Below are 21,669 nucleotides of genomic sequence, written 5' to 3'. Positions count from 1 at the left end.
TCATGGCTTACATCGAGTTCATTCAGGCGCGCGAGATCCTTGATTCTCGCGGCAACCCCACGATCGAGGTAGAGGTTGAGCTCGACTCCGGCGCCGTCGGCCGTGCCGCGGTCCCGTCCGGTGCGTCCACCGGTGCGTTCGAGGCCGCCGAACTCCGCGACGGCGAGAAGGACCGTTACCTGGGCAAGGGCGTGCTGACCGCCGTGGCCAACGTCGGCGTCATCGCCGAGGAGATCGAGGACTTCGAGGCCTCCGACCAGCGCGGCATCGACCTCGCCATGCTCGAGCTCGACGGCTCCGAGAACAAGAGCAAGCTCGGCGCGAACGCCATCCTCGGCGTCTCGCTGGCCGTGGCGAAGGCCGCCGCCGACGAGGCCGGCCTCCCGCTGTACAAGTACATCGGCGGCCCGACCGCGAACCTGCTGCCCGTCCCGATGATGAACATCTTGAACGGCGGCTCGCACGCGGACTCCAACGTCGACATCCAGGAGTTCATGATCGCTCCGATCGGCGCCGACTCCTTCCACGAGGCGCTCCGCATGGGCGCCGAGGTCTACCACGCGCTCAAGAAGGTCCTCAAGGACCGCGGCCTCTCCACCGGTCTCGGCGACGAGGGCGGCTTCGCCCCCAACCTCGAGTCCAACCGCGCCGCCCTCGACCTGATCGTCGAGGCCATCGGCAAGGCCGGCTTCGAGCCCGGCACCGACATCGCGCTCGCGCTCGACGTCGCCGCCTCCGAGTTCTACTCCGACGGTGGCTACAAGTTCGAGGGCGCGACGAAGTCCGCCGAGGAGATGATCGACTACTACGCCGAGCTCGTCGACGCGTACCCGCTGGTCTCCATCGAGGACCCGCTGAACGAGGAGGACTGGGACGGCTGGAAGGCCATGACCGAGCGCCTCGGCAGCAAGGTCCAGATCGTCGGCGACGACCTGTTCGTCACCAACGTGACCCGCCTCCAGCGCGGCATCGACAGCGAGACCGCCAACGCGCTGCTCGTGAAGGTCAACCAGATCGGCTCGCTCACCGAGACGATCGACGCCGTCACCCTCGCCCACCGCAACGGCTACTCCACCATGATGAGCCACCGCTCCGGCGAGACCGAGGACACCACGATCGCCGACCTTGCCGTCGCCCTCGGCTGTGGCCAGATCAAGTCGGGCGCCCCCGCGCGCACCGACCGCGTCGCGAAGTACAACCAGCTGCTCCGCATCGAGCAGGACCTCGACGAGGCGGCGGAGTACGCCGGCCGCGCCGCGTTCCCGCGGTTCAAGGGCTGATCGAGCGACGACGCCTAAGATTGCCGGGTGGCAACTCGTAACCCAGCAGGCAGTGGTCCGGGTCGCGGAACTCCGCGGTCCCGGACCGCTGCGCGTCCGGGGGAGCGCACGCACCGGGAGCGCCGCGAACCGACGGTGAAGCCCGAGGAGGACACCACCGGCATCCGGCCCGAGCCCGCGGTCGTCGTCCGTCCCCGCGCGGGCGGCATCACCTGGCGGCTCATCGTGCTGGTCGTGGTCGTGCTGGGTGTCGCGATCGTGCTGGCACAGAGCCTGCGCATCTACTTCCTGCAATCGCAGGAGCTGGCCGAGGTCCGGGCGCAGATCGCCAAGACCGAGGCCGAGATCGCCGACCAGCGCGACCAGCTCGAACGCTGGAACGACCCCGCCTACGTCCGCTCCCAGGCGCGCGTCCGGCTCGGTTGGGTGATGCCCGGCGAGGTCGGGTATCGCGTCATCGGCCCCGACGGCAAGCCGCTGGACGGCAGCGAGACCGTCGGCGACATGGCCGACGAGCCCACCGGCCCCTGGTACGAGCGGATGTGGACCTCGGTCCAGGTCGCGGACGAGCCCGCGCCCGAGCCGCTGCCCTCGCCGAAGCCCGACGAACGGGTCATCGGCGTGGAAACACCCTCGCCGACGCCCTCCCCGTCGCCGAGCCCCACCAACCCCTGAGGAGTCCCACCTTGAGCGTTTCCGACGAGGACCTCGCCATCATCGAAGCCCAGCTCGGGCGCACCCCCCGGGGCGTCGCGGAGGTGGCGTGGCGGTGCCCGTGCGGAAAGCCGGCCGTCGTGAAGACCGAGCCGCGGCTCGAGAACGGCACCCCGTTCCCCACGACCTACTACCTCACCTGCCCGCGCGCGGTGTCCGCGATCGGCACGCTCGAGGCGTCCGGCATGATGGCCGAGATGACCGAGCGGCTCGAGACCGACGAGGAACTCGCCGCCAAGTACTGCGCCGCCCACGAGTCCTACCTCGCCGACCGCGAGAAGCTTGGCCACGTCGAGGAGATCGCCGGCATCTCGGCGGGCGGCATGCCCACCCGCGTGAAGTGTCTGCACGTGCTCGTCGGGCATTCGCTCGCCAAGGGGCCGGGCGTCAACCCGCTCGGCGACGAGGCGCTCGAGGCGCTGGGCGAGTGGTGGCAGCGGCCGTGCGAGGTCGAGCTGTGAGCCGCACCGTCGCCGCCGTCGACTGCGGCACCAACTCGATCCGCCTGCTCGTCGTCCGCCACGACGGCCACCACACCGAGGAGCTCGCGCGCGAGACCCGCCTGGCCCGGCTGGGGCAGGGAGTCGACGCCACCGGCGAGTTCCACCCCGACGCGCTGGAGCGCGCGTTCACGATCTTCCGGGAGTTCGCGGCCATCATCGCCGCCCACGGCCCGGCCGAGACGCGCGTCGTCGCCACCTCCGCGGCGCGCGACGTCTCCAACCGAGCGGACTTCGAGGCCGGCGTCCGGGAACACCTGGGCGTGGACCCCGACATCATCTCCGGCGACGAGGAAGCCCGCCTCTCCACGGCCGGCGTGCTGTCCGGCGTCGACGTGCCCAGACCGGTCCTCATCCTCGACATCGGCGGCGGCTCCACCGAACTCATCCTCGTGGACGAGGGCGACACCATCCGCCACCAGGTGAGCCTCAACATCGGCGCCGTCCGCGTGCGGGAGCGGTTCCTGCCGTCGGACCCGCCCGCCGCCGACGAGGTCGCCGCCGCCCGCGCGTTCATCGCCGAGCAGATCGACGGCTCAGGCATCCCGTTCGACGAGGTTGCCACCGCCGTCGGCGTGGCCGGCACCGCCACGTCGTTCGCGGCTCGGCGGCTCGGGCTGCTTGAGTACAGCCGGTCGGCGGTCCACGAGGTCGAGCTGACGGCGGACTTCATCGTCGAGGCGACGGACCACTGGCTGGAGACCCCCGCCGGCGTCATCACCCAGGAGCCTTGTATGCACCCGCTGCGCGCCCAGGTCATCGGCGCCGGGGGGCTGATCCTCGAGGCGCTGTCGACGCGGGTACCCGGCGGCAGCGTGATGGTCAGCGAGACCGACATCCTCGACGGCATCGCCCTCAGCATCCTCGATCGCCAGCCCCTAGACTGACCGCACAGCCCTCGTAGCCCAACGGTAGAGGCAGGCGGCTTAAACCCGCTTAAGTACGGGTTCGAATCCCGTCGGGGGCACCGCCTCGTGTCAGTGGTGGCGCAGGTCGAACTTCGACAGCGGCTCGGGCCCCGCCACGACCCGTCTCGTCACTTGGAGGACGGCGTCCTCGTTGGGGTCGACGCGCCACCGGACGAGGGCGATGGTGCCGTCGGCGATCTCCAGCCCGGTGATGTGCGACGGGTAGACGCAGCTTCCGGAGTTGAAGTACGGCATGGCCCCGGCGCGGGGGAACTTCTCGCGGTGCGTGTGGCCGCAGATCAGTGAGATCCGGTTCTGGCGGATCCACTTCACGTAGTTGCGTTCCACCTTGTGCCGCTTGTACGAGTTGGCGACGGGGCTGGTGGGGCTGCGGAATCCGAACGCGTGCGCGTACCGCCAGAACGCCCGCATCATGAACCGGCTCAGTCGCCACGCCTGGTCGTTTGGGAAGTCGCCCTGGTGTCCGTGCACCAGCAGGATGTCCTGGCCCGTCTCCTTGTGCCGGAACACCACCGACTCCACGGCCTCCAGCCCGTCGAAGAAGGGCTCCTCCTCGCCCGTCTCGGGCGACGTCGTGGTCCACAGGTGCTCGCGGACGTAGGCGGGATCCTTCAGGACGAGGTCGTGATTGCCCCACATCCGGATCATCCTCCCGGCGTGGTGGAACGGGAGGAGTTGCTCCCACACCGCACGGTTGGCGCGGATGATGTGCTTGTAGCTCTCGTGTTCCCAGAGCTCGTCGCCATCACCCGCCTCCACGTAGGTGAAGCCGTTCTTCCAGTAGTAGTCCATGGCGGCCGTGAACGTGTTCTTGTTCTTGAGGAACTCGTCCGACAGCGCACCGTCACCTCGGTGGCAGTCGCTCATGATGATGTAGCGCGACGTGTCGTCGATCATCTCGACGCGGGCTTCCTTGTACGCCTCCGTCAGGCGTTGCATCGTCTTCACCGGAAATCACCACCAGACGTCTCGGGGTCACTTCGATCATAGGCACGGTCGGTGCGCCGTGACGCCTTCCGACCTAGGTCCGTCCGCGTTTCCGGACCCGCTCGGCATGGCCGGGCGCGACCTGCTGCCGCTTCTTCCCCTCGCCCGCGCCGCCGTCAGTGCGCGGCTCCGGAGGCGCCTGGAGCGACGGGTCCGCCTCGTCGCGCTCGGCCCACTCCAGCAGCGCGTCGAGCCGGAACGCCTCGTCGTCGATGGCGGCGTGGAGGTCGCCGAGCTCGGCGAACCGCTTCGGCACCGTGGCGAGCGTGAGTTCACGCGGCTCGACGTCGGCCAGCTCGTCCCAGCGGAACGGGGCGGACACCGTCGCCTCCGGGAAGCCGCGCAGCGAGTAGGCGGCGGCCATGGTGTGGTCGCGGGCATTCTGGTTGTAGTCGACGAACACCGCGGCCGGGTCGCGATCCTTGCGCCACCAAGCGGTCGTCACGTCCTCGGGAAGGCGTCGCTCCAACTCGCGGGCGAACGCCAGCGCGGCGCGGCGCACGTCGTCGAAGGTCCACTCCGGCGCGATGCGGACGTACACGTGGATGCCGTTGCCGCCGCTGGTCTTGGGGTAGCCGACGATCCCGAGCTCGTCGAGGAGGTCGTGGGCGGCGGCCGCGACCTTCCGGACGCGATCGAAATTGGCATCGGGGCCGGGATCGAGGTCGATGCGCCACTCGTCGGGGCGGTCGACGTCGGCGCGGCGGACGTTCCAAGGATGGAACTCGACGGTGGTCATCTGCACCGCCCAGATCACCTGCGCAATCTCGGTGACGCACAGTTCGTCGGCGGTCAGCGAGTAGCGGGGGAAGAACAGCTCCACGGTCTCCACCCAGTCGGGGGCGCCCTTCGGAATGCGCTTCTGGTGCACCTTCTCGCCCGCCAGTCCGTCGGGGTAGCGGTGGAGCATCGTCGGCCGCTCCCTCAGCGCGCGGACGATGCCGTCACCCACGGACAGGTAGTACTGCGCGACGTCGAGCTTCGTGAAACCGGGCTCGGGGAAGTAGACCTTGTCGGGGCTCGAGAGGCGCACGGTGTGGCCGCCGACCTCCAACTCCACTGCAGACTTGCTGGGCATGCTCCATGCTCCCCGCTGCGAGGGCCAACGCGGGAGGATCACGCTCGCTACGCTTGACGTGTGGTCGACGACTTCCTGATCGCCAGGAATCCCGAGGAGGGCACCTCGCTGCCCTACCTGGTGCGGATCCCGCTGGGCAGTGACGGGATCGTGCTCAAAGTACGCGAGACCTGGCCGCGCACGTCGAAGGTCTACTGTCACCGCGCGGAGTGGCCGGACGAGCCGGAGATCGTCGAGCAGGTCCCGACGCGGTCCTGCACCAAACGCGGCGCGGCCATCGACCTGGTGCTCGACCGGGGGAGGGAGAACCGGTCGCAATTCGTCCTCACCGTGGCGCGCGGGCGGCAGATGATCTTCTGGCAGACGGCTCGGGTGTCGAAGCAGGCGAGGCCCAACGTGCAGGTGCCCACCGCTCGGGCCCAAGGGCTCCGGGAACTGGAGATCCTCGTCGACGTGCACGAGCGCTACGCCTGGAAGTTCAGCGCACAGCAGGCGACCACCGTCAAGCGCCCGCTCGCCGCCGGGGACTACGCCGTGGAGCTGGACGGGCAGGTGGTGGCGGCAGTGGAGCGGAAGTCGCTGCCCGACCTCGTGTCTACCCTCACCTCAGGGAAGGGGAACTACCTGCTCGCGGCCCTGGCTGGGCTGCCGCGAGCTGCCGTCGTCGTCGAGGACCGCTACTCGAAGGTGTTCGACCTCGACCGGGTCCGGCCGGCGGTCGTCGCCGACGCCATCGCCGAGGCGGCCGCGAGGTTTCCCCAGGTGCCGATCATCTTCGCCGAGACCAGAGCGCTGGCACAGGAATGGACGTACCGCTTTCTCGCCGCCTCTTTACGCGAGACCGGGCTGACCGCGGGCACGGGGGAGCGGCTGGCTGATCTCCTGGGTGCTCCCGCGGCGCAACCGCTGCCGCCGAAGCCTGCGGCGGTCCGGGCTTGGGCGCGGGAGCATGGCCTCGCGGTCTCCGACAAGGGGCGCCTTCGCCCGGAGATCGTCGAGGCGTACCTCGCCGCCCATCGCTGAGGGGCTTCCGCTGGCCGCGCAGTTACAGAAAACTCATTTGCTTGGCGATCTCGCCGCTTGGCCTGAGAGTCGAGATCGCCAAGCAAATGAATTTTCTGTAAACCGGACAGATATCGGCGCCGTCGCTATGGCGCCCGCTTGGGGACCCCCGATACCATTGACGTAATTGAACATCTGAGGAAGAGATTGACAATGGCAAATCCCATCTTCGGTCGTGGTGAAGGTTTCGTGAAGCACTCGGCCCCGCAGGGCTACGCTCCGCCGCGCCCGCAGGGCTACCCGCAGCAGCAGGGCTTCGGGTACCAGCAGCAGGGCTACGGCTCGGCTCAGCAGGCGTACGCGCAGCAGGGCTACGACCCCTACGCCACCCAGCAGCAGTACCAGGCCCCCGCCGGCCCGGTCATGACCTATGACGACGTCATCGCGAAGACCGGCGTCTCGCTCGGCGGTGTGTTCCTCATCGCGGCAGCCACCTTCATGCTGCTCCCGATGGAGCTCCTCATGCCCGCGTGGATCGTGTCCGCGATCGCTGGCCTGATCACGGTGTTCGTGGTCGCGGGGCGCCGCGTCATCAGCCCGCTCGCGCTCGGCATCTACGTGCTCTTCGAGGGTGTGTTCATCGGCGCGATCTCGAAGTTCTTCGAGTTCATGTGGCCCGGCATCGTGGTCTCCGCCGTGCTCGCCACCTTCGTCACGGCGGGCGTCACGCTCGCGGTCATGAAGTTCGCGAACATCCGGGTGGGCACCAAGTTCCGCCAGGGCGTCACGATTGCCACCATCGCCTTCGCGGGCGTCGTGCTGGTCAACTTCGTGCTGGCGCTCTTCGGCGTCGACACCGGCCTCCGCGAGATCGGCGGCGGCGCCGGCATGCTCGCCATCGGCGTCTCGGCGATCGCGATCGTCCTCGCCGTGCTCAACCTCGTCATGGACTTCGACTCCGTCCGCCGCGGCGTCGAGGCCCGCGTCCCGGCCACCGAGTCGTGGCGCGCGGCGCTCGGCATCACCGTCACGATGGTCTGGCTCTACGTCGAGATCCTGCGCATCCTGTCCTACTTCAGGGACTAGTCACCGCGAAACTGAAAACGCCGGCGGGTTATCCCGTCGGCGTTTCTCATGCCCAGACCCAGAGCTTGCGCGCGTACTGGGCGAGCAGGGTGCGAGAACTGTTGGTCCAGTGGTGCTGGCGCCAGGCGCGGAGCGGCACCCAGTCGGCCACCTCGGTGGAGCCGCCGATGTCGTGCACGACGGGTTCGGTCGGGTTCTCGCAGCGGCCGCCGTAGATCAGCCGCAGCGCGTGGAAGTCCTCGAGTCGGCCGCTGAGTGAGCGCCCCACCCAGTGCTCGGACTGGAGCGCGAGGAGGCGGTCGATCACGATGCACTGCCCGGTCTCCTCGTGGATCTCCCGCAGGAGGGCCTCGGAGGGGGACTCGCCGGGGTCGATGCCGCCACCGGGAAGGGTCCAGACGCCGGCGGCGTGGGACATGGAGGAGTTCACGGTGCCGAGCAGGCCGCGCTCGGAGAGGACGAGACCGTACGTGGCCATCCGCTGGACGGGGACGAGCGCCTCGTCGCCGGGCTCGACGTGCAGCCGGAAGCGGTCCTGTGGCCGGTGGTCCGCGGGAACGACCTCGCGCACCAGGGCGGTGTACACGATCTCCCCGTCGACGAGCGAGGCCGACAATGGCCGCAGCTGGACGTAGCCGAGATCGAACATGGTGATGTCCGGGTGCGCCCCGTGCTCGACATGGAAGTCAATTACGGGGCCACCCACAGGGTTGGTGACTCCGACGACGCGCATTCTTCAACCCTACCCTCAGCGCCAACGGCTCCGGACAAGGTCAAATCGATTCCCTCGGGCATTACCATGGGCCCACCGGAGATCGGAGGAACCATGGAGTTCAGGGACAACGCACGGATCGACCAGTCTCGTGTGCGCTACGGCGGCGGCTCCGGCGGCGGGCGTGGCCGAGGCATCGCGGTCGGCGGTGGACTGGGCGGCATTGTGATGGTCCTGCTCCTCATGTTCGTCGGGCCGCAGCTCGGCATCGACCCCGCCGACGTGCTGGGCGGGCAGGGCGGCGAGGGCGGCCAGCCCGCGGGTGAGGTCTCCGGTGCCCCCGAGTGCCAGACCGGTGCCGACATCGAGGAGAACCCCGACTGCCGCTGGCCCGCCTACGTCACCGAGATCGACGACTTCTGGGCCACCCAGGTGGAGGGCTACCGGTCGGCGACGACGGAGCTCTTCTCCGGCCAGATCCAGACATCGTGCGGCACCGGAAGTTCGCAGATGGGGCCGTTCTACTGCCCGGGCGACGAGAAGGTCTACATCGACACCGACTTCATGGGGCAGCTCCTCGACACCCTCGGCGCCCAGGGCGGCTACGCGGCGGAGGCGTACATCGTCGCCCACGAGTACGGCCACCATGTGCAGAACCTCACCGGCCAGATGCAGAAGGCGCGGCAGGGCGAGCAGACCGGTGCCGGGTCGGGTCCCGTGCGGCTCGAGCTGCAGGCCGACTGCTACGCCGGCGTGTGGTTCTACCACACCACCCGCGACGAGACGTCGCTCATCGAGTCCGTCACGCAGGACGACCTGACGCGCATCGTCGACGCCGCCCGCGCCGTCGGCGACGATCACATCCAGCAGCAGCAGACCGGCCAGATCACCGAGGAGAACTGGACGCACGGCTCGTCGGAGCAGCGCCAGAAGTGGGTGCAGACCGGCTTCACCACCGGCGATCCGACGGCCTGCGACACCTTCGCCACCGACGACCTCGGCTGAGTGGGCCGTTGGCTGAGCGCTGAGGGGGGTGTGGCTCGTTGATTGAGCGCCGACCGGACGAAGTCCTGTCGGCTGGTCGAAATCAACATCAGCCTCCGGCTCAGCCGATCAGGTCCGTCATGTCCCGACCCTCGAGATCGGCGTAGTACGTCTCCGTTCCGCAGACGACCGTGATCACCGGGGCGCTGCGCTCGAGGGCCATGTCGACGGTCACGGTGCAGGCCTCGGTGGGTTCAGTGCGCACTCGGGCGAGGACCATGGCGATCACGGCGGGGTCGATGACCTCCGGATCGAAGACAGGCAGGGGATTCAGTTCTGTGCGCGGCGCGTCGTAGGCTGGTACGCCGCCGGTGCGGGTGCGGCGCACGATCTGGCCGTCGTCGCCCGGCATGTCGGCCCAGTAGCCTCGCTCTGGCGATAGGCCGAACTGGTTGATCTCCGTCACGCCCTCGGTGACGGCCTTGAAGCCGTCGGCGATGTCTAGGGCGCTCGTGACGGTCAGGTCCGGCACGGCCGAGCCGTCCTTGAGGAAGAACACCGTCGTCGACTCCGGCAACGAGGAGACGGTCTGCAGCACCGCGCCCTCGCGATACTCCTGGATCTGGTAGATCGGGTCGCCGTGGACGCCGCGAAGGTCCGCGACGTCGAACATCCGACCGATGGAGGCGAGCGGGTAGTCGGCGGGGTTGAACGTCGTCTGGCCCAGGTACTGAAAGTCGCTGGTGACGGCGTCGATGGCGTCGTCCGCCCAGCGGTAGGTGACGACGCGCTCGTCGGGGGTGAGGGCGTTGAGGGTTGCCTGGTCGAGGGTGACGTCGAGCTTCAGGACCGGCAGGTGGCCGGCCACCATGTGCAGCGCTTCGACGACCTCGGCGGCGTTGTCCTGCTCGCTCAGGGGACCGTCGACGACGAACGGCATCGGCAGGTCCTCCGCGGCCCATGGCGAGGGGCTGGCCTCCGGGGAAACAGTGGCCGAGGGCGGGGCGACGGCGCTCGATGCGGGCGCGCTCGGCGTGGCGGGATCGGGCGAAGGGGTGCAGGCCACGAGGAGCAGCGCGAGTGCTCCGACTGCGAACCTGCCGGTGTTCATCGGTTCATTGTAGGGCCGCTCACAGCCCGGTTCGGCCTGCTCAGTGGGCGGCGTCGCGGCCGCGCAGCCGGTCGATATCCCGGCGGTCCTTCTTCGTGGGGCGGCCGGCACCGGGGTCGCGACGCGCCATGGGGCTGCTGAGGTATGCGGGCTTGGGCGGCGACTGGTCGATGTAGCAGGTCTGGGCGATCGGTGCCCCGACGCGCTTGGTGATCACCTGCGTGATCTGGAACTTGCGCTCCCAGCCGGGCTGGCGGACCGTGACGACGTCGTCCGGCTTGACGATGTGCGCGGGCTTCACGGGTGAGCCGTTCAGCCGCACGTGGCCGCCCGACACCGCCTTGTTGGCCGCCGAGCGGGTCTTGAACAGCCGCACGGACCACAGCCACACATCCAGTCGCGCCGTCGTCATGGGGAGAGGTTACCGCCCGGCGCAGACTCGGGCCTTGCTCAGTGGTTGAGCGCCACCCATCCGATGATGCCCGGACCCCCGCCCGATGGTTGAGCGCCGCCCGGCCGAAGGCCAGGCGGCTGGTCGAAACCGTCGCAAGCCTGCGCTGGGACCCTTCGAAGGTCAGCTCTGCGCCAGTTCAGCCAGGATCCGCGCCAGCCCGGCCGGTTTGCTGAACATGGGCCAGTGGCCGGAGTCGATGTCAACGTAGTCGAGCCGCTGGACGCCGATGAGCTCAGGCATCTCGCCCGCCTCGAACCAGGCCTGGGCGTCGTCAACCGAGAACTCGGGGCAGACGAGAACTACGGGGATTCGCTTCCGGGCATCCGACGTGTAGCGCACCGGCGCGTGCGTCACCGAACCCGGGACCGCGACCACCCGTCGCTCCATCTCGGCACGGGCGGCCTCGTCGAGGTCGTCGGAGTCGGGTCCGGCGAACGGTTTCCAGCCGGGGAAGGGCACCATGCCTTCGACGGGCTCGAAAAAGGGGGCATAGGCGTCGCCGTCGCGCGACGGCATGCCGCCCACCATGACGACCTTGGCCACCTTCTCGGGTCGACGGTCGCCCGCCAGCCAGGCGAGGGTCGCGGCAGCGGAGTGGCCGACCACCATCGCCGGCCCTTCGGCGGCGTCGACCTCCCGCAGCACCGCGTCCAGTTGGTCGTCGAGGGTGGCGGTCGTTCCCACGCCCTGGCCGGGCAGCATGACGGCGACGGGCCGGTGCCCTGCGGCGCGGAGGCCGGGGATCACGTCGTCCCAAGCGGACGCGTCGAGCCAGAGCCCGGCGATGAGGATGATGTCCATGGGTCAGTCCTCCGGGAGATCGGCGGTGAGGATGGCGAGGTCGCGGGTGGCGAACTGGTGGTGCTCGTAGGTCTCCGTGACGGTCACGAAGATGCAGCCGCGGACGGGGAAGTCCTCGACGCGCGGCCAGGAGGTGCCGTCGGTGGTCACCGTGCGTTCTAGGTCGTCGTCGCTGAGGTCTTGGAGGAAGTGTCGGACGGTGCGCTGCCGCTCGCGGAAGGGAATGAGCACCTCGTCGAGCGACGGCCGGGCGTCGCGATCCGGGGTGAAACCCTCCATCTCGGGGGCGCTGTCCCATGGGAGGTCGAGCGGGTGCCACGGTGCGGGTCTGCCCATGGCGGCGTGCTCGATCCAGGCGGCCACGACGAAGGAGACGTGCCGCAGCGACTGGAGGAAGGACCACTCGCCGTCGACGCTCTCGTGGAGGAGTTGCGCAGGGAGGGCGCGGGCCCGCTCGATCGTGTCGTTCCAGCGGTGCTCCATGATGGCCCAGCCTTGCCGGAACGAGTCGGCGTCCTCGCGGTAGAGGATCTCGCGCTCGGGGTCGCGACGGTTGAGTTCCGCCTCGATGAGCGGGCCGACGTTGACGCCGTTGACGATGAGGGTCTCGAAATCGCCGCTGAGTTGTACCCCTTCGAGCAGCGCACCCCGGACGCGAAGCCCGGTCATGCGGACTTCGCGCATGTCGGCGTCGCTCAAATCCACTTCGTGGAATTTCGCGCCCTGCAGGAACACCTGTCGGAACGTGGCGCCATGAAGGTCCTGTTGGAAGAACTCCTGCATGACGCACACGCTAGGTCCCGGCGAGGACATTTTCCGGCAGGGCGCGAAACTCGGCGGTCACCAGGCGCAGTGCACGTGCCCGTCGTGGCCGGCGTCGCCCGGTCCGAGGATTTGCGTCGCGCCTGCTGCGCGGCAGGAGTCCTTGACGCGGGCGGCCATGTTGCGGCCGGTCGTCGTGGTGCTGATCTTCACGCCGTTGGCGTAGTCGATGTCCACGGCGGTGCCCTTGTAATGGCGGGAAGTCGACGAGTGGTCGCAGCCGAGGATGGACGTGACGCGGTAGCTGTTGTTGTAGCCGAAATCGCGCATCCACTTGAGCATCGTCGTGTTGAGGTAGACGGCGGTCTTGCCGACGTCGCCGCCACCCGTGTAGGCCGGGCCGCCGGCGGCGGTGTCCAGCATGTTCTGGCGGGGCGAGGCGTAGGAGGGGCCGCAGAAGTGCAGGAGGGTGATACCTCCGTCGTTCAGGATCTGCTGCGCGTACTGGGCGCGGGTGGTGGTGCCGGAGGAAGCGACACCGGCGATCAGACCGCGCCAGGTGTTCGGACCGACGACGCCGTCGACCGTGAGCCCCTTGGAGCTCTGGAAGGATCGCACGGCGCTCGTCGTGGCCGGGCCGAAGGAGCCGTCGACGGTGAGGCCGTAGCCGTAGCGGCGCAGCTGGACCTGCAGCGCCTTGACCGCGCTGCCGGTCGAGCCTTCGCGCAGCGTGGCGTCGGTGAGCTTGGGCCACGTCCCGGCGCCGACGATGCCGTCGGCGGTGAGCCCGCGGGAGCGCTGGAACGCGATGACCTGCGACTTGGTGGCCGAGCCGAACGAGCCGTCAGCGGTGGTGCTGTAGCCCTTGGACGTGAGGAGGTGCTGAACAGTGGTCACCTGCGAGCCGGTCTGGCCCTCCTTGACGACGGGCCAGGAGTTGAAGGTGACTGCTTCCGCGTGGTTGACGCCGAGCGTCGTGAACGCCAGGAGGACGCTCAGCAACGCGACGATGACACGTGAACGCTTCACGGTGCCGCCTTTCTGTTGGGGGTCGCCGCCAATCTAGGAATAGAAGGGGTCTCGCCACGCTGCGCTGCGATGGCCGGTACAGGACCTTGCTTTATGCTCGCAGTCGTGCCCGATTTCGCCCCGCTCGCCGACTGGCTTCCCGTGACCGCGCCGGTGCTGGCGATGCTCATCGTGGCAGCCGGATTCGCGGGCTGGATCGACGCTGTCGTGGGTGGGGGAGGGCTCATCCAATTGCCGGCGCTCGTGATCGGGGTGCCGAAGGACGTCGCCACGCCGTTCGTGCTCGGAACCAACAAGATCTCGTCGTTCGCGGGCACGCTGTCCGCGAGTTGGGTGTACCTCAAACGGATCAAGGTGGAACTGGCGCTACTGGTGCCGCTCGTGATCGGCGCCTTCCTGGGGTCGGCCGTGGGCGCCAGCCTGTCGCGCTACCTGCCGCGGGAGTGGCTGACGCCGGTGGTGTTGGTCGCGGTGGTCGGGGTTGGGGCGTACGTGTTCACGAAGCCGAAGCTCGGGCTGCACCACAAGCCGCAGCACACCGGCCGGGCTGCGGGGGTAAGGGCTGCGGTGATCGGACTCATCGTCGGGCTCTACGACGGGCTGCTCGGACCAGGGACCGGGTCGTTCTTCGTGATCCTGATCGTGGTGGTGCTCGGCTACGGCTTCCTGCAGGCCAGCGTCAACGCAAAGATCGCCAATCTGACGACGAACGTGGCCGCCATCGGCGTCTACGGCATCCACGGTGAGTTGCTGCTCGTGCTCGGCGGTCTCATGGCGCTAGCGAACATCACCGGCGGCATCATCGGCGCCCACATGGCCGTCGCGAATGGCAACGCCTTCATCCGGCGTGTGTTCCTCGTCGTGACGGCGATCCTCGTGGTGAAGCTCGGCTACGACACAGTGGTCGAGTTCCTGCCCTCAGCCCGGTGATCGAGCAGCTGGCGCGGACGCAGTCCCAGCCCGCGTGTCGGCGGTGATCGAGCAGCTGGCGCGGACGCAGTCCCAGCCCGCGTGTCGGCGGTGATCGAGCAGCGGCGGCGGACGGAGTCCCAGCCCGCGTGTCGAGATCCACTCAACTCATCAGTTGCGCGAGCCACGGTGCGACGAGCACGCCGGCGATCATGAACGGACCGAAGGCCACATCCGATTTGCGTCCTAGGCGCTTGACGGCGAGTGCCACTGCCCCAAACACGGCCATGAGGACGAAGGCAGCGAGGAGTCCCGCTACCGCCTCCATCACTCCGAGCCACCCCAGCGCCGCGCCGGTGGAAAGGCCGAGCTTCACATCACCGAGGCCGAAGCCGGCTGGATTGATGAACGCGATGATGAACAGCGCCAGAGCTGTTGCGAGGCCGAGAAGCGCCGCCAGACCGAGCCCGTTCCAGTTGGCCTCAATCGCAGCGGAGGGAAGCATCAGGATCAGAAACACCGGATAGGCGCCCAGAGTAAGGATGTCCGGCAGGTGGTGGGTCTGGAGATCGATTACCGCCGCAGCCCCCCACACTGCTGCGAGGTATCCAAAGCCAAATAGAGCGGGCGAAGGCCCCAGCATCATTCCGGCCCATACGAAGACAACAGCGCCGACGATGAGTCCAGCCGTGCGGGCGACGAGACCAGTTGGTAGCGCGGTCACGCCAGCGGTCATCACAATACCCCGAACACGTTCTCCATGATCGTGATGATCGCCGGGCCGAGGACGACGATGAAGATCACGGGGAGGATGCAGAGAATAAGCGGAAACACCACCTTGACGGGGATCTCCATGGCCTTCCGCTCTGCGTTCTGCCGGCGGAGAAGCCGCATCTCATCCGCCTGTGCGTTCAGCACATCGGCCAGCGGAATACCATAAGACTCCGCTTGGATCACAGTGCGCACGAAGCGACGGAGAGGGATCGAACCGGTGCGCTTGGCTAGGTCCTCATAGGCATTGCGCCGAGTTTGTCCCACCTGCACGTCCTGCAAAGTGCGGATCAGTTCCTGCGCCAGAACGCCCTTGCCGTTGCGGGCAACGCGCAGCATGGCAGAGTCGAAACCGAGCCCCGCTTGGACTGCGATGCTCATCTGGTCGAGTGTGTCAGGGAGCGTCAGATCGACTTGTTGTCGGCGCTTGATGGCGGTGTTGTAAAGGAGAAGATCTGGTAGGAAAAAGACCCCCACGGTCATGGCCGCGCCGAAGAGGAAGACTGGCATCGTGGGGTTGGACGTCCACATGAAGGTCATGAGGATCCCGACGAGGACCGTGCCGAGCACCTTTATCGAGAGCAGCTGATCCACGGACCATCCACCAGGGAACCCCGCCTTGGCCAACAGGGTCTCAAGACGGCCGCGGCGGACTGGAGAGTCGATCAGTCGCCCGACCGGCAGGTGGCCCTGCGCCCGTCGTGGGACATCCCCAATGGGGCTTGCGTTGCCGCGAGCGAGATTGACCAGTGTGTTACGGCGGACAGGGTCTGCGCTGGAGAAGAGTAGCCATCCGATGGTGCCCAGACCGAGCGCCAGGGAACTCATCGCGATGTACAGAGTCGTCGGCATCTCATCACCTCAGAACTTGATCTCGACGGTCTTGCGCAGCCAAAAGGTTCCGGCGATGAGCAGCCCTGCCCCGGTGGCGATCATGACCCACCCGACGGGGTGAGTGAACAGGGTTCCCATGTAGGTCGGGTTGATCAGTGACAGCATTGCGATCATCACGAAGGGAAGGGCTACGAGCACGATCGCGGACAGTTTTCCCTCAGCGCTTAATGAAGCCACCTGGCGACGGAGCTGCGCGCGCTGCCGGATGGTGTGCGCAACGTTGTCCAGCACGTCAGCGAGGTTGCCTCCGACCTCGCGGTTTATGGCGACGGCCTGCCCGATCCAGGCGAAGTCCTCGCTCTCCATCCGCCTTGCGGTGTGTTCCATCGCGTCGGACAGGGGTCGGCCGACCCGCAGTTCGTTGCTCATACGGATGAACTCGTCGCTGGTCGGAGACGAAGCCTCCTTACCCACGGTCAGCATGGCTTGGGGGAAGGAATATCCGGACCGAAGACTGCCCGCAAGCATCTGCGCGGTCTCGTCCAATTGCAGCGCAAAGTTCGCACGTCGTTTGGATATGCGCAACGAGATCCAGACGGTGAGGAGAGCGGGGATCGCAGGTACGGACAGAACCGCGAACATTGGTGACCCCATGAGCAGAGAAAGCGCCACCATGACGATCATTGCGCTGAACGTCAGGATCACTACGTGTGCGAGGGGAGTCTTGACTCCAGCGATGTCCAACCGCTCGGCGAGGGAGTGGCCTCTCCTCGCTGCGACCTTGTCGATGACGCTCGTCAGGCGTTCGGCGGCCACAGTCACTGCAGTGCGGGATTCGTTCTCGAAGGGCCGGCGGCGCGACAGCGGCACTTGGCGTATATCGGGCCGGAGCAACAGCAACAGGATGATGATGAAAGCAATGGCACCGGAGATGCCGGCAATCGTCAGCATGTTCCCCGCGGCCCACGTCATCACCGCGCCCATATCGGACCTCCGAAGATGTGCGGCGAGATGGCAATGCCCATCTCGGCGAAACGGTCGGTGAAGTGCGGGCGCACACCCGTCGGGAGGACCTTGCCGAGGAACCGGCCGTCCCGGTCCACCCCTGCGGAGAAGTCGAACGCGAAGGTGTCCTCCATGGTGATCGTCTGGCCCTCCATCCCATTCACTTCGCTGATCGCCACGACGCGGCGCGTGCCATCGCGGAGCCGTGCTAGTTGCACAATGAGATCGATCGAGCTCGCGATCTGTTCCCGGATGGCGCGAAGCGGTAGATCCATGCCGGCCATCAACACGAGCGTCTCGAGCCGTGACAGTGCTTCCCGCGGCGAACTGGCGTGCACCGTGGAAAGTGAGCCATCATGGCCGGTGTTCATCGCCTGGAGCATGTCGAGCGCTTCCGCGCCACGAACCTCGCCCACGATGATGCGGTCCGGCCGCATGCGTAGCGAGTTGCGAACGAGATCACGGATCGTCACTTCACCCTTCCCCTCGATGTTCGGTGGGCGGGACTCGAGCCGGATCACGTGCTTCTGCTGCAATTGCAGCTCCACCGCGTCCTCGATCGAGATGATGCGCTCATCCGCTGGGATGAACGACGAAAGGACGTTCAGCATCGTCGTCTTGCCGGTACCCGTACCACCGGAGACGATGATGTTGAGTCTCGCTTGTACGCACGCAGAGATCAGCTCAGCGATCTCCGGCGTCAGGGTCTGGAGCCGGATGAGGTCAGGCACTGTGAGCGCATCGCGGCTGAACTTTCTGATCGTCAGGGTGGAGCCGCTCACCGCCAGTGGGGCGATTATGGCGTTTACACGAGAACCGTCCTCGAGCCTGGCATCGACGAGCGGTGACGACTCGTCGATGCGACGGCCGATCTTGCCGACTATCCGATCGATGATCTGGCGGAGGTGGATCTCGTCGCGAAACTTCACGTCGCTCTCGTAGATCCGACCAGCGTGCTCGACGAAGACACTGTCTGGTCCGTTCACCATCACTTCGGTGATGGTTGGATCGTCGAGTAGGGGCTGGATCGGTCCGAGTCCCAAGAGATCGGATTCGACTTCCTCCACAAGGCGGCGCCGTTCTGGACCGCTCAGCGCCAGTTCGTCGGCGTCGATCACCATGGACAACTCTCGTTGAACGAGTTGGCGCAGCTGCTCGTCGGTCATGGATGGGTCGGAGAGACGCGTGCCGAGGCGCTCGTACAGTGCATCGGTGGTCTTGGCGAGCAGCTTCTGCTTGGCGTCGGGCTTCGCTTGGACGGTGACCCCGACCCGGGCAGACAGCGACGGGGGTGGCGTCGGCGACTGGGGCGGTGGGGGAAGGAACACGTCCTCGGGCTCCGGACGAGCCCAAGGCGATGCGGAGGGTGTCGGCGCCACGGGTTCCGCCGCACGAAGCGGCGTAGGCGTGGCCCCCTTTTGGGCCATCTTCAAACGTTCAGCCAGATTCATGCGGACTCCTTGCGTCCGCGCGTGCCGAAGAAGCCGCGCCTGATCTTGTTCTCCTGCTGCCCGGAAATCCGCTCGACGAGCTGCTGGAGCTGGCGAGTGACCGGGTCCTTCGTGCGGCTCTGCAACAGAGGGATCCCCTGATTGACCGAAATGGGCACCATTTTGCTGCTGGGTAGGACGTGGTCGACGGGTGCTTGGATCGTTGATTCGACGTCAGCAGTCGTCAGGCCACGCGCAGCATCGGCGAAGTTGAGGACTATGTGACGCGCTTCCAGCGGAAGCGAGAGTTGCGCGAGGGTGTCGATCTCCTTGCGAAGACCTCGCACACCGGGCACATCGAGGCCGGTCACGAGTACCAAGATGTCTGTGAGGTCCAGAGCGGCCAGAGTGTGTTCAGAGAGACCGGGAGCAGTGTCCACCACCACGTAGGAGAACGACTGAACCAGTGACCGGAGCAGGTCCGTCACTCCCGTCGCGGTGACCTCGTCCGCAGCTGCAGGGGAGTCCGAGCCCGCCACCACCCACAGCCCGGTTTCATGCCGAGTGAGGTATGGCTTCACCGCCAGCGGATCGCCACCAGCGGCTCGTGCGGCATCGGGTAACGCATACTCGGGCAAAAGGTTCAGAGCCGAGGCCACGTCGCCGAAATGGATGTCGAGATCCACCAAGACGACTGACTCCGGAGCCAGTTGGCTCAGCCCAACAGCCAGATTCGTGGTCACAGTGGTCTTGCCGACTCCGCCCTTGGGCGAGGCGACCGTGATCACCCGCCCCCTGCGCTCGTCAATGGAGGGCGACTGAGCGGCCCACCGGTTGCGCGCAATGACGTCTCGGTATTCATCGACGGTGGAATCGGGTGTGATCATGTCGCGCACCCCAGCACGCATGGCCGCCAGTCCCGCCCGATGGGGATCGGGCGTCACGAGCACGACCGGCGCACCGAACCGCTCGACCGCCCAGCCGGCGATCGACAACGCTTCTTGCTCATCGGAGCCGGACTCAACCATCAGGAGCCCTGGCAGGGGCGGCCCAGCGATAGCAGAAGCTATCAGCGCCGCGTTTTGCATCTGCTCACCAGCGATGACCTGCACTTGACCGCTGGTTGCACTCGTCACCTGCTCGATCACGTGCGGAGTACGTGCGATGAGAAGGACCGTGCTCATGACGCCACCACGTTCTCGAGCGTCACGAGGCCCGTGCCGGAGATGTCCGACTCTTCCCGCTCCAACGTCAACCAGATGCGAGCGTGCTCCGCCGCGAATACGATCCTCTCCGCATCAGCCGCGGTGACGGCAAACGTGATGAAGTGGGCGTCCGTGGGTGGCTGGTCCGAGGCCTCACCCTCGGGGGGAGCCACTGCCTGCACACGCGCAACGAGAACACCATGCAGGATGGTCTGGGTGAATGAGACAGCTTGGCCTTCATCTTCCTCGGATGTCGCTTCCCCTGACATCACCAAGCCGACTGTGTCGCCGGCCTTCAACTTGCCTCCGATGACCCGGTCGGGCGTAAGCGACACAGTCACCTGGACCATTTCTTTGGGAATGAGGACTGCGTCGTTGGTAAGAACTTCTGGCGGAGCGAATCGCTCCGCGAAGACTTGCTCTCCGGGGAATAGGGTGGAGGTGGCGACCTTGCCGTTGAGGGACCCCAAGTCGTTGAGAGCGCCACTGGCCACGGCGCGGCTCGGCAGCTCCTGCAACTCAACGTTAGTCCCGACTACCGCTTCGGATCCCTCTGCGATCTCATCAGTGACTATGAGTACCGCCGTCGGCTCCAATTCAGCCGCGGCTCGCTCGTCCGCGCCTTGGACATACATCATCACCATGACCACGCCAGCAGTGGCTAGCAGGGCGGCAACGACGGCCGCGGCGATCCTTGTTGTTCTCATCTGGTCCCCCCGGACAGTGGTCTCAATTAGTAAGCTGGACGGTCCTTGCGCCGTAATCTTCGCCACCGCCGAGCTCAGCGTCGAGGCTCACCATCTCCTGAAAGCTCCCCTCTAGCCAGCGATCGGAGCCTGTGCACGATGTCGGCCCGGCAATACCGCCACCGCTAGTGAGATTGCCAGGGCTGAAGCAGTATGCGGATATCGTGAATTGGGCATAGCCCAAGACGTAGAAGTCGCCGTTGTTGCCTTGCCATTCAGCTTGATCAAATACCGGGACGAGAACGGTCTGACCGGCGAGGCCAAGAAGCTGCGACTGGCTGCATGGAGCATTATTCCCTGGGTCGCCGTCATATATGGCTCTTGTGCCGTCCTCGTTGTAGACCTCGGTGCTCGCCTCACAGTCGTCATTCGCGTCCAGCCAGCCGAAACCGCCAGGAATGTAGTGGGGATCTCCGCCGCACTCGGCTTCGTCATCTGAGGCGTCGTTGCTGGACTTAATGAAGATCCGCTTGGTCTCCCCGATCGCCAAGCGCTCCAGGAAGCACTCTGAGACGGCGAGCGGCAGCGTCGAGGCGCCCCCTATAACGTCCCACGTAGCAGTCGCTGACGCGCGTACGGATCCTGACGAGCCTGCGCCCATGACCGATGCAAACCAGAAGTCTCGTTCGCTTACGACATCGACCGTGCGAAAGTTCACGCCGCGGACGATGCGTTCGACGGTGACAGCTGAGTCGGTTTTATTGTTGTCGGCGTACTGCTCCGCCATGGCGTTCTCATCAGCCTCGCAACCTCCGGCAGCGCAGCTTTGCGCGAGAGCCAAGGCCGCAGCATCCGCACCATTTTGAAGTTCCTTCTTGTCCCACCATAGGGCCCCTACATCGACCGCCAAGGCCGTGAGACCCATCAGCATCACAATGACTATGGCTGTGAAGACGGCGGTGACGCCCCTGTCATCCTTCATCCTCCGCATCGCATTTCCCCCCGTCCCCTCGCAGTGAATTGTTCCCCGAAAAACTTGGTGAGTGTGTCATACCGGTACTCCACATAGACTTCGACCGGGGCGCCCGCTGAGCAGGTGGCGGGCACGTCGATGTAGGTCGGCCCACTCGAGATGACGAAATACTCGTCGATTGCTTCTCTGGCTGCTTCCTCATCTTGGCTGATTGCCATGACTCGAGCGGCTTCGCGTGCTGCTCCAGCGGCTGACGCATTCAGATAAGCCAAAAAACCGAACTCTGCAGAACCGAGGATTAACGTCACCAAAACGGGTAGGACGAGAGCGAATTCCACGGCCGCGGCGCCCTTGCTGTTGCGACGCACAGCTCCCCCTAGTTGATGTGAGGAAAGTGTTGTGGGGGCACTATGTGCCCCCACAACTC

At 66.6% G+C, this 21,669-nt stretch carries 24 protein-coding genes and 1 tRNA gene; 9 read left to right on the top strand and 16 right to left on the bottom strand.

What is annotated here, in order from left to right; all coding sequences use genetic code 11:
• Positions 1 to 2 precede the first annotated feature (2 nt).
• The 5 genes from eno (at position 3) to BLR46_RS07405 (ending at position 3,461) form a co-directional block, all read left to right on the top strand.
• The gene (eno, locus tag BLR46_RS07425; protein WP_093250514.1) at positions 3 to 1,280 is read left to right on the top strand and encodes a phosphopyruvate hydratase; all 1,278 of its coding nucleotides are present in this window, start codon (positions 3 to 5) and stop codon (positions 1,278 to 1,280) included.
• 135 nt (positions 1,281 to 1,415) lie between these two features.
• Positions 1,416 to 1,955, top strand: a complete 540-nt coding sequence (locus BLR46_RS07420) for an FtsB family cell division protein (RefSeq protein WP_245701577.1) — start codon at positions 1,416 to 1,418, stop codon at positions 1,953 to 1,955.
• Positions 1,956 to 1,966: 11 nt separating this feature from the next.
• On the top strand, positions 1,967 to 2,455 hold the full coding sequence (locus tag BLR46_RS07415; protein ID WP_093250512.1) for a DUF501 domain-containing protein: 489 nt from the start codon (positions 1,967 to 1,969) through the stop codon (positions 2,453 to 2,455).
• Positions 2,452 to 3,381, top strand: a complete 930-nt coding sequence (locus BLR46_RS07410; RefSeq protein WP_093250510.1) for a Ppx/GppA phosphatase family protein — start codon at positions 2,452 to 2,454, stop codon at positions 3,379 to 3,381. Before BLR46_RS07415 ends, BLR46_RS07410 begins: the two co-directional genes overlap by 4 nt.
• Positions 3,382 to 3,388: 7 nt before the next feature.
• A tRNA-Leu gene (locus tag BLR46_RS07405) sits at positions 3,389 to 3,461 on the top strand.
• Positions 3,462 to 3,471: 10 nt separating this feature from the next.
• On the opposite strand, the gene BLR46_RS07400 is transcribed toward BLR46_RS07405, so the two are convergent.
• Positions 3,472 to 4,362, bottom strand: a complete 891-nt coding sequence (locus BLR46_RS07400; protein WP_143008239.1) for a metallophosphoesterase — start codon at positions 4,360 to 4,362, stop codon at positions 3,472 to 3,474.
• Positions 4,363 to 4,444: 82 nt separating this feature from the next.
• Entirely contained in the window at positions 4,445 to 5,488 is a 1,044-nt protein-coding gene (gene ligD, locus BLR46_RS07395; protein ID WP_093250504.1) for a non-homologous end-joining DNA ligase, read from the bottom strand.
• A 60-nt stretch (positions 5,489 to 5,548) separates the two neighbouring features.
• On the opposite strand from ligD, the gene BLR46_RS07390 reads away from it, so the two are divergent.
• Complete coding sequence (locus BLR46_RS07390; RefSeq protein WP_093250503.1) at positions 5,549 to 6,511, top strand: Lsr2 family DNA-binding protein; 963 nt, start codon at positions 5,549 to 5,551, stop codon at positions 6,509 to 6,511.
• A gap of 192 nt (positions 6,512 to 6,703) precedes the next feature.
• Positions 6,704 to 7,576, top strand: a complete 873-nt coding sequence (locus BLR46_RS07385; RefSeq protein WP_093250500.1) for a Bax inhibitor-1/YccA family protein — start codon at positions 6,704 to 6,706, stop codon at positions 7,574 to 7,576.
• Between the two features lie 46 nt (positions 7,577 to 7,622).
• On the opposite strand, the gene BLR46_RS07380 is transcribed toward BLR46_RS07385, so the two are convergent.
• Positions 7,623 to 8,309, bottom strand: a complete 687-nt coding sequence (locus BLR46_RS07380) for an NUDIX hydrolase (protein ID WP_245701575.1) — start codon at positions 8,307 to 8,309, stop codon at positions 7,623 to 7,625.
• Between the two features lie 93 nt (positions 8,310 to 8,402).
• Here BLR46_RS07380 and ypfJ point away from each other — a divergent pair, with 93 nt between their 5' ends.
• The gene (ypfJ, locus tag BLR46_RS07375; protein WP_093250497.1) at positions 8,403 to 9,293 is read left to right on the top strand and encodes a KPN_02809 family neutral zinc metallopeptidase; all 891 of its coding nucleotides are present in this window, start codon (positions 8,403 to 8,405) and stop codon (positions 9,291 to 9,293) included.
• A gap of 100 nt (positions 9,294 to 9,393) precedes the next feature.
• On the opposite strand, the gene BLR46_RS07370 is transcribed toward ypfJ, so the two are convergent.
• The 5 genes from BLR46_RS07370 to BLR46_RS07350 form a co-directional block, all read right to left on the bottom strand.
• Positions 9,394 to 10,383 carry a hypothetical protein gene (locus tag BLR46_RS07370; protein WP_093250494.1) on the bottom strand — a complete coding sequence of 330 codons (990 nt, stop codon included), beginning with the start codon at positions 10,381 to 10,383 and terminating at the stop codon, positions 9,394 to 9,396.
• A 40-nt stretch (positions 10,384 to 10,423) separates the two neighbouring features.
• Positions 10,424 to 10,795, bottom strand: coding sequence for an RNA-binding S4 domain-containing protein (locus BLR46_RS07365; protein ID WP_093250493.1), 372 nt, complete (start codon positions 10,793 to 10,795; stop codon positions 10,424 to 10,426).
• Between the two features lie 162 nt (positions 10,796 to 10,957).
• The gene (locus BLR46_RS07360; protein WP_093250491.1) at positions 10,958 to 11,638 is read right to left on the bottom strand and encodes an alpha/beta fold hydrolase; all 681 of its coding nucleotides are present in this window, start codon (positions 11,636 to 11,638) and stop codon (positions 10,958 to 10,960) included.
• A gap of 3 nt (positions 11,639 to 11,641) precedes the next feature.
• Positions 11,642 to 12,421, bottom strand: coding sequence for a DinB family protein (locus BLR46_RS07355; protein WP_093250489.1), 780 nt, complete (start codon positions 12,419 to 12,421; stop codon positions 11,642 to 11,644).
• A gap of 57 nt (positions 12,422 to 12,478) precedes the next feature.
• The gene (locus BLR46_RS07350) at positions 12,479 to 13,429 is read right to left on the bottom strand and encodes a peptidoglycan-binding domain-containing protein (protein ID WP_093250487.1); all 951 of its coding nucleotides are present in this window, start codon (positions 13,427 to 13,429) and stop codon (positions 12,479 to 12,481) included.
• Positions 13,430 to 13,534: 105 nt separating this feature from the next.
• Between BLR46_RS07350 and BLR46_RS07345 the strand changes: the two genes are divergently transcribed.
• Complete coding sequence (locus tag BLR46_RS07345; RefSeq protein ID WP_245701573.1) at positions 13,535 to 14,359, top strand: TSUP family transporter; 825 nt, start codon at positions 13,535 to 13,537, stop codon at positions 14,357 to 14,359.
• A gap of 142 nt (positions 14,360 to 14,501) precedes the next feature.
• On the opposite strand, the gene BLR46_RS07340 is transcribed toward BLR46_RS07345, so the two are convergent.
• Genes BLR46_RS07340 through BLR46_RS07305 form a run of 8 tightly spaced genes read right to left on the bottom strand, consistent with a single transcriptional unit; the run spans position 14,502 to position 21,610 of the window.
• Entirely contained in the window at positions 14,502 to 15,074 is a 573-nt protein-coding gene (locus BLR46_RS07340; protein ID WP_093250483.1) for a prepilin peptidase, read from the bottom strand.
• Positions 15,074 to 15,961 carry a type II secretion system F family protein gene (locus BLR46_RS07335; protein WP_093250482.1) on the bottom strand — a complete coding sequence of 296 codons (888 nt, stop codon included), beginning with the start codon at positions 15,959 to 15,961 and terminating at the stop codon, positions 15,074 to 15,076. Before BLR46_RS07335 ends, BLR46_RS07340 begins: the two co-directional genes overlap by 1 nt.
• 9 nt (positions 15,962 to 15,970) lie before the next feature.
• Positions 15,971 to 16,927 carry a type II secretion system F family protein gene (locus BLR46_RS07330; protein WP_093250481.1) on the bottom strand — a complete coding sequence of 319 codons (957 nt, stop codon included), beginning with the start codon at positions 16,925 to 16,927 and terminating at the stop codon, positions 15,971 to 15,973.
• Positions 16,915 to 18,399 carry a TadA family conjugal transfer-associated ATPase gene (locus BLR46_RS07325; protein WP_093250479.1) on the bottom strand — a complete coding sequence of 495 codons (1,485 nt, stop codon included), beginning with the start codon at positions 18,397 to 18,399 and terminating at the stop codon, positions 16,915 to 16,917. The genes BLR46_RS07330 and BLR46_RS07325 overlap by 13 nt, the downstream gene beginning before the upstream one ends.
• Positions 18,396 to 19,562 (bottom strand): CpaE/TadZ family protein, encoded by a 1,167-nt coding sequence (locus BLR46_RS07320; protein WP_093250478.1) that lies wholly within the window; start codon positions 19,560 to 19,562, stop codon positions 18,396 to 18,398. The genes BLR46_RS07325 and BLR46_RS07320 overlap by 4 nt, the downstream gene beginning before the upstream one ends.
• Positions 19,559 to 20,290, bottom strand: a complete 732-nt coding sequence (cpaB, locus tag BLR46_RS07315) for a Flp pilus assembly protein CpaB (protein ID WP_093250476.1) — start codon at positions 20,288 to 20,290, stop codon at positions 19,559 to 19,561. Before cpaB ends, BLR46_RS07320 begins: the two co-directional genes overlap by 4 nt.
• A gap of 22 nt (positions 20,291 to 20,312) precedes the next feature.
• Positions 20,313 to 21,260 carry a pilus assembly protein TadG-related protein gene (locus tag BLR46_RS07310; protein WP_093250475.1) on the bottom strand — a complete coding sequence of 316 codons (948 nt, stop codon included), beginning with the start codon at positions 21,258 to 21,260 and terminating at the stop codon, positions 20,313 to 20,315.
• A complete protein-coding gene (locus BLR46_RS07305; protein WP_176761695.1) occupies positions 21,248 to 21,610 on the bottom strand; it encodes a TadE/TadG family type IV pilus assembly protein in 363 nt (120 codons plus the stop codon). Before BLR46_RS07305 ends, BLR46_RS07310 begins: the two co-directional genes overlap by 13 nt.
• Positions 21,611 to 21,669 lie beyond the last annotated feature (59 nt).

The organism is Tessaracoccus oleiagri (genome assembly GCF_900103275.1).
GTDB classification, from domain to species: domain Bacteria; phylum Actinomycetota; class Actinomycetes; order Propionibacteriales; family Propionibacteriaceae; genus Arachnia; species Arachnia oleiagri.
This window is presented reverse-complemented; position numbering and strand designations above follow the sequence as displayed.

Coding starts and splice junctions, on each gene's coding strand:
- eno (WP_093250514.1), top strand. CDS start 3: ATGGCTTACATCGAGTTCATTCAGGCGCGCGAGATCCTTGATTCTCGC.
- BLR46_RS07400 (WP_143008239.1), bottom strand. CDS start 4,362: ATGCAACGCCTGACGGAGGCGTACAAGGAAGCCCGCGTCGAGATGATC.
- ligD (WP_093250504.1), bottom strand. CDS start 5,488: ATGCCCAGCAAGTCTGCAGTGGAGTTGGAGGTCGGCGGCCACACCGTG.
- BLR46_RS07385 (WP_093250500.1), top strand. CDS start 6,704: ATGGCAAATCCCATCTTCGGTCGTGGTGAAGGTTTCGTGAAGCACTCG.
- BLR46_RS07380 (WP_245701575.1), bottom strand. CDS start 8,309: ATGCGCGTCGTCGGAGTCACCAACCCTGTGGGTGGCCCCGTAATTGAC.
- ypfJ (WP_093250497.1), top strand. CDS start 8,403: ATGGAGTTCAGGGACAACGCACGGATCGACCAGTCTCGTGTGCGCTAC.
- BLR46_RS07370 (WP_093250494.1), bottom strand. CDS start 10,383: ATGAACACCGGCAGGTTCGCAGTCGGAGCACTCGCGCTGCTCCTCGTG.
- BLR46_RS07365 (WP_093250493.1), bottom strand. CDS start 10,795: ATGACGACGGCGCGACTGGATGTGTGGCTGTGGTCCGTGCGGCTGTTC.
- BLR46_RS07360 (WP_093250491.1), bottom strand. CDS start 11,638: ATGGACATCATCCTCATCGCCGGGCTCTGGCTCGACGCGTCCGCTTGG.
- BLR46_RS07355 (WP_093250489.1), bottom strand. CDS start 12,421: ATGCAGGAGTTCTTCCAACAGGACCTTCATGGCGCCACGTTCCGACAG.
- BLR46_RS07340 (WP_093250483.1), bottom strand. CDS start 15,074: ATGACCGCTGGCGTGACCGCGCTACCAACTGGTCTCGTCGCCCGCACG.
- BLR46_RS07335 (WP_093250482.1), bottom strand. CDS start 15,961: ATGCCGACGACTCTGTACATCGCGATGAGTTCCCTGGCGCTCGGTCTG.
- BLR46_RS07330 (WP_093250481.1), bottom strand. CDS start 16,927: ATGGGCGCGGTGATGACGTGGGCCGCGGGGAACATGCTGACGATTGCC.
- BLR46_RS07325 (WP_093250479.1), bottom strand. CDS start 18,399: ATGAATCTGGCTGAACGTTTGAAGATGGCCCAAAAGGGGGCCACGCCT.
- BLR46_RS07320 (WP_093250478.1), bottom strand. CDS start 19,562: ATGAGCACGGTCCTTCTCATCGCACGTACTCCGCACGTGATCGAGCAG.
- cpaB (WP_093250476.1), bottom strand. CDS start 20,290: ATGAGAACAACAAGGATCGCCGCGGCCGTCGTTGCCGCCCTGCTAGCC.
- BLR46_RS07310 (WP_093250475.1), bottom strand. CDS start 21,260: ATGCGGAGGATGAAGGATGACAGGGGCGTCACCGCCGTCTTCACAGCC.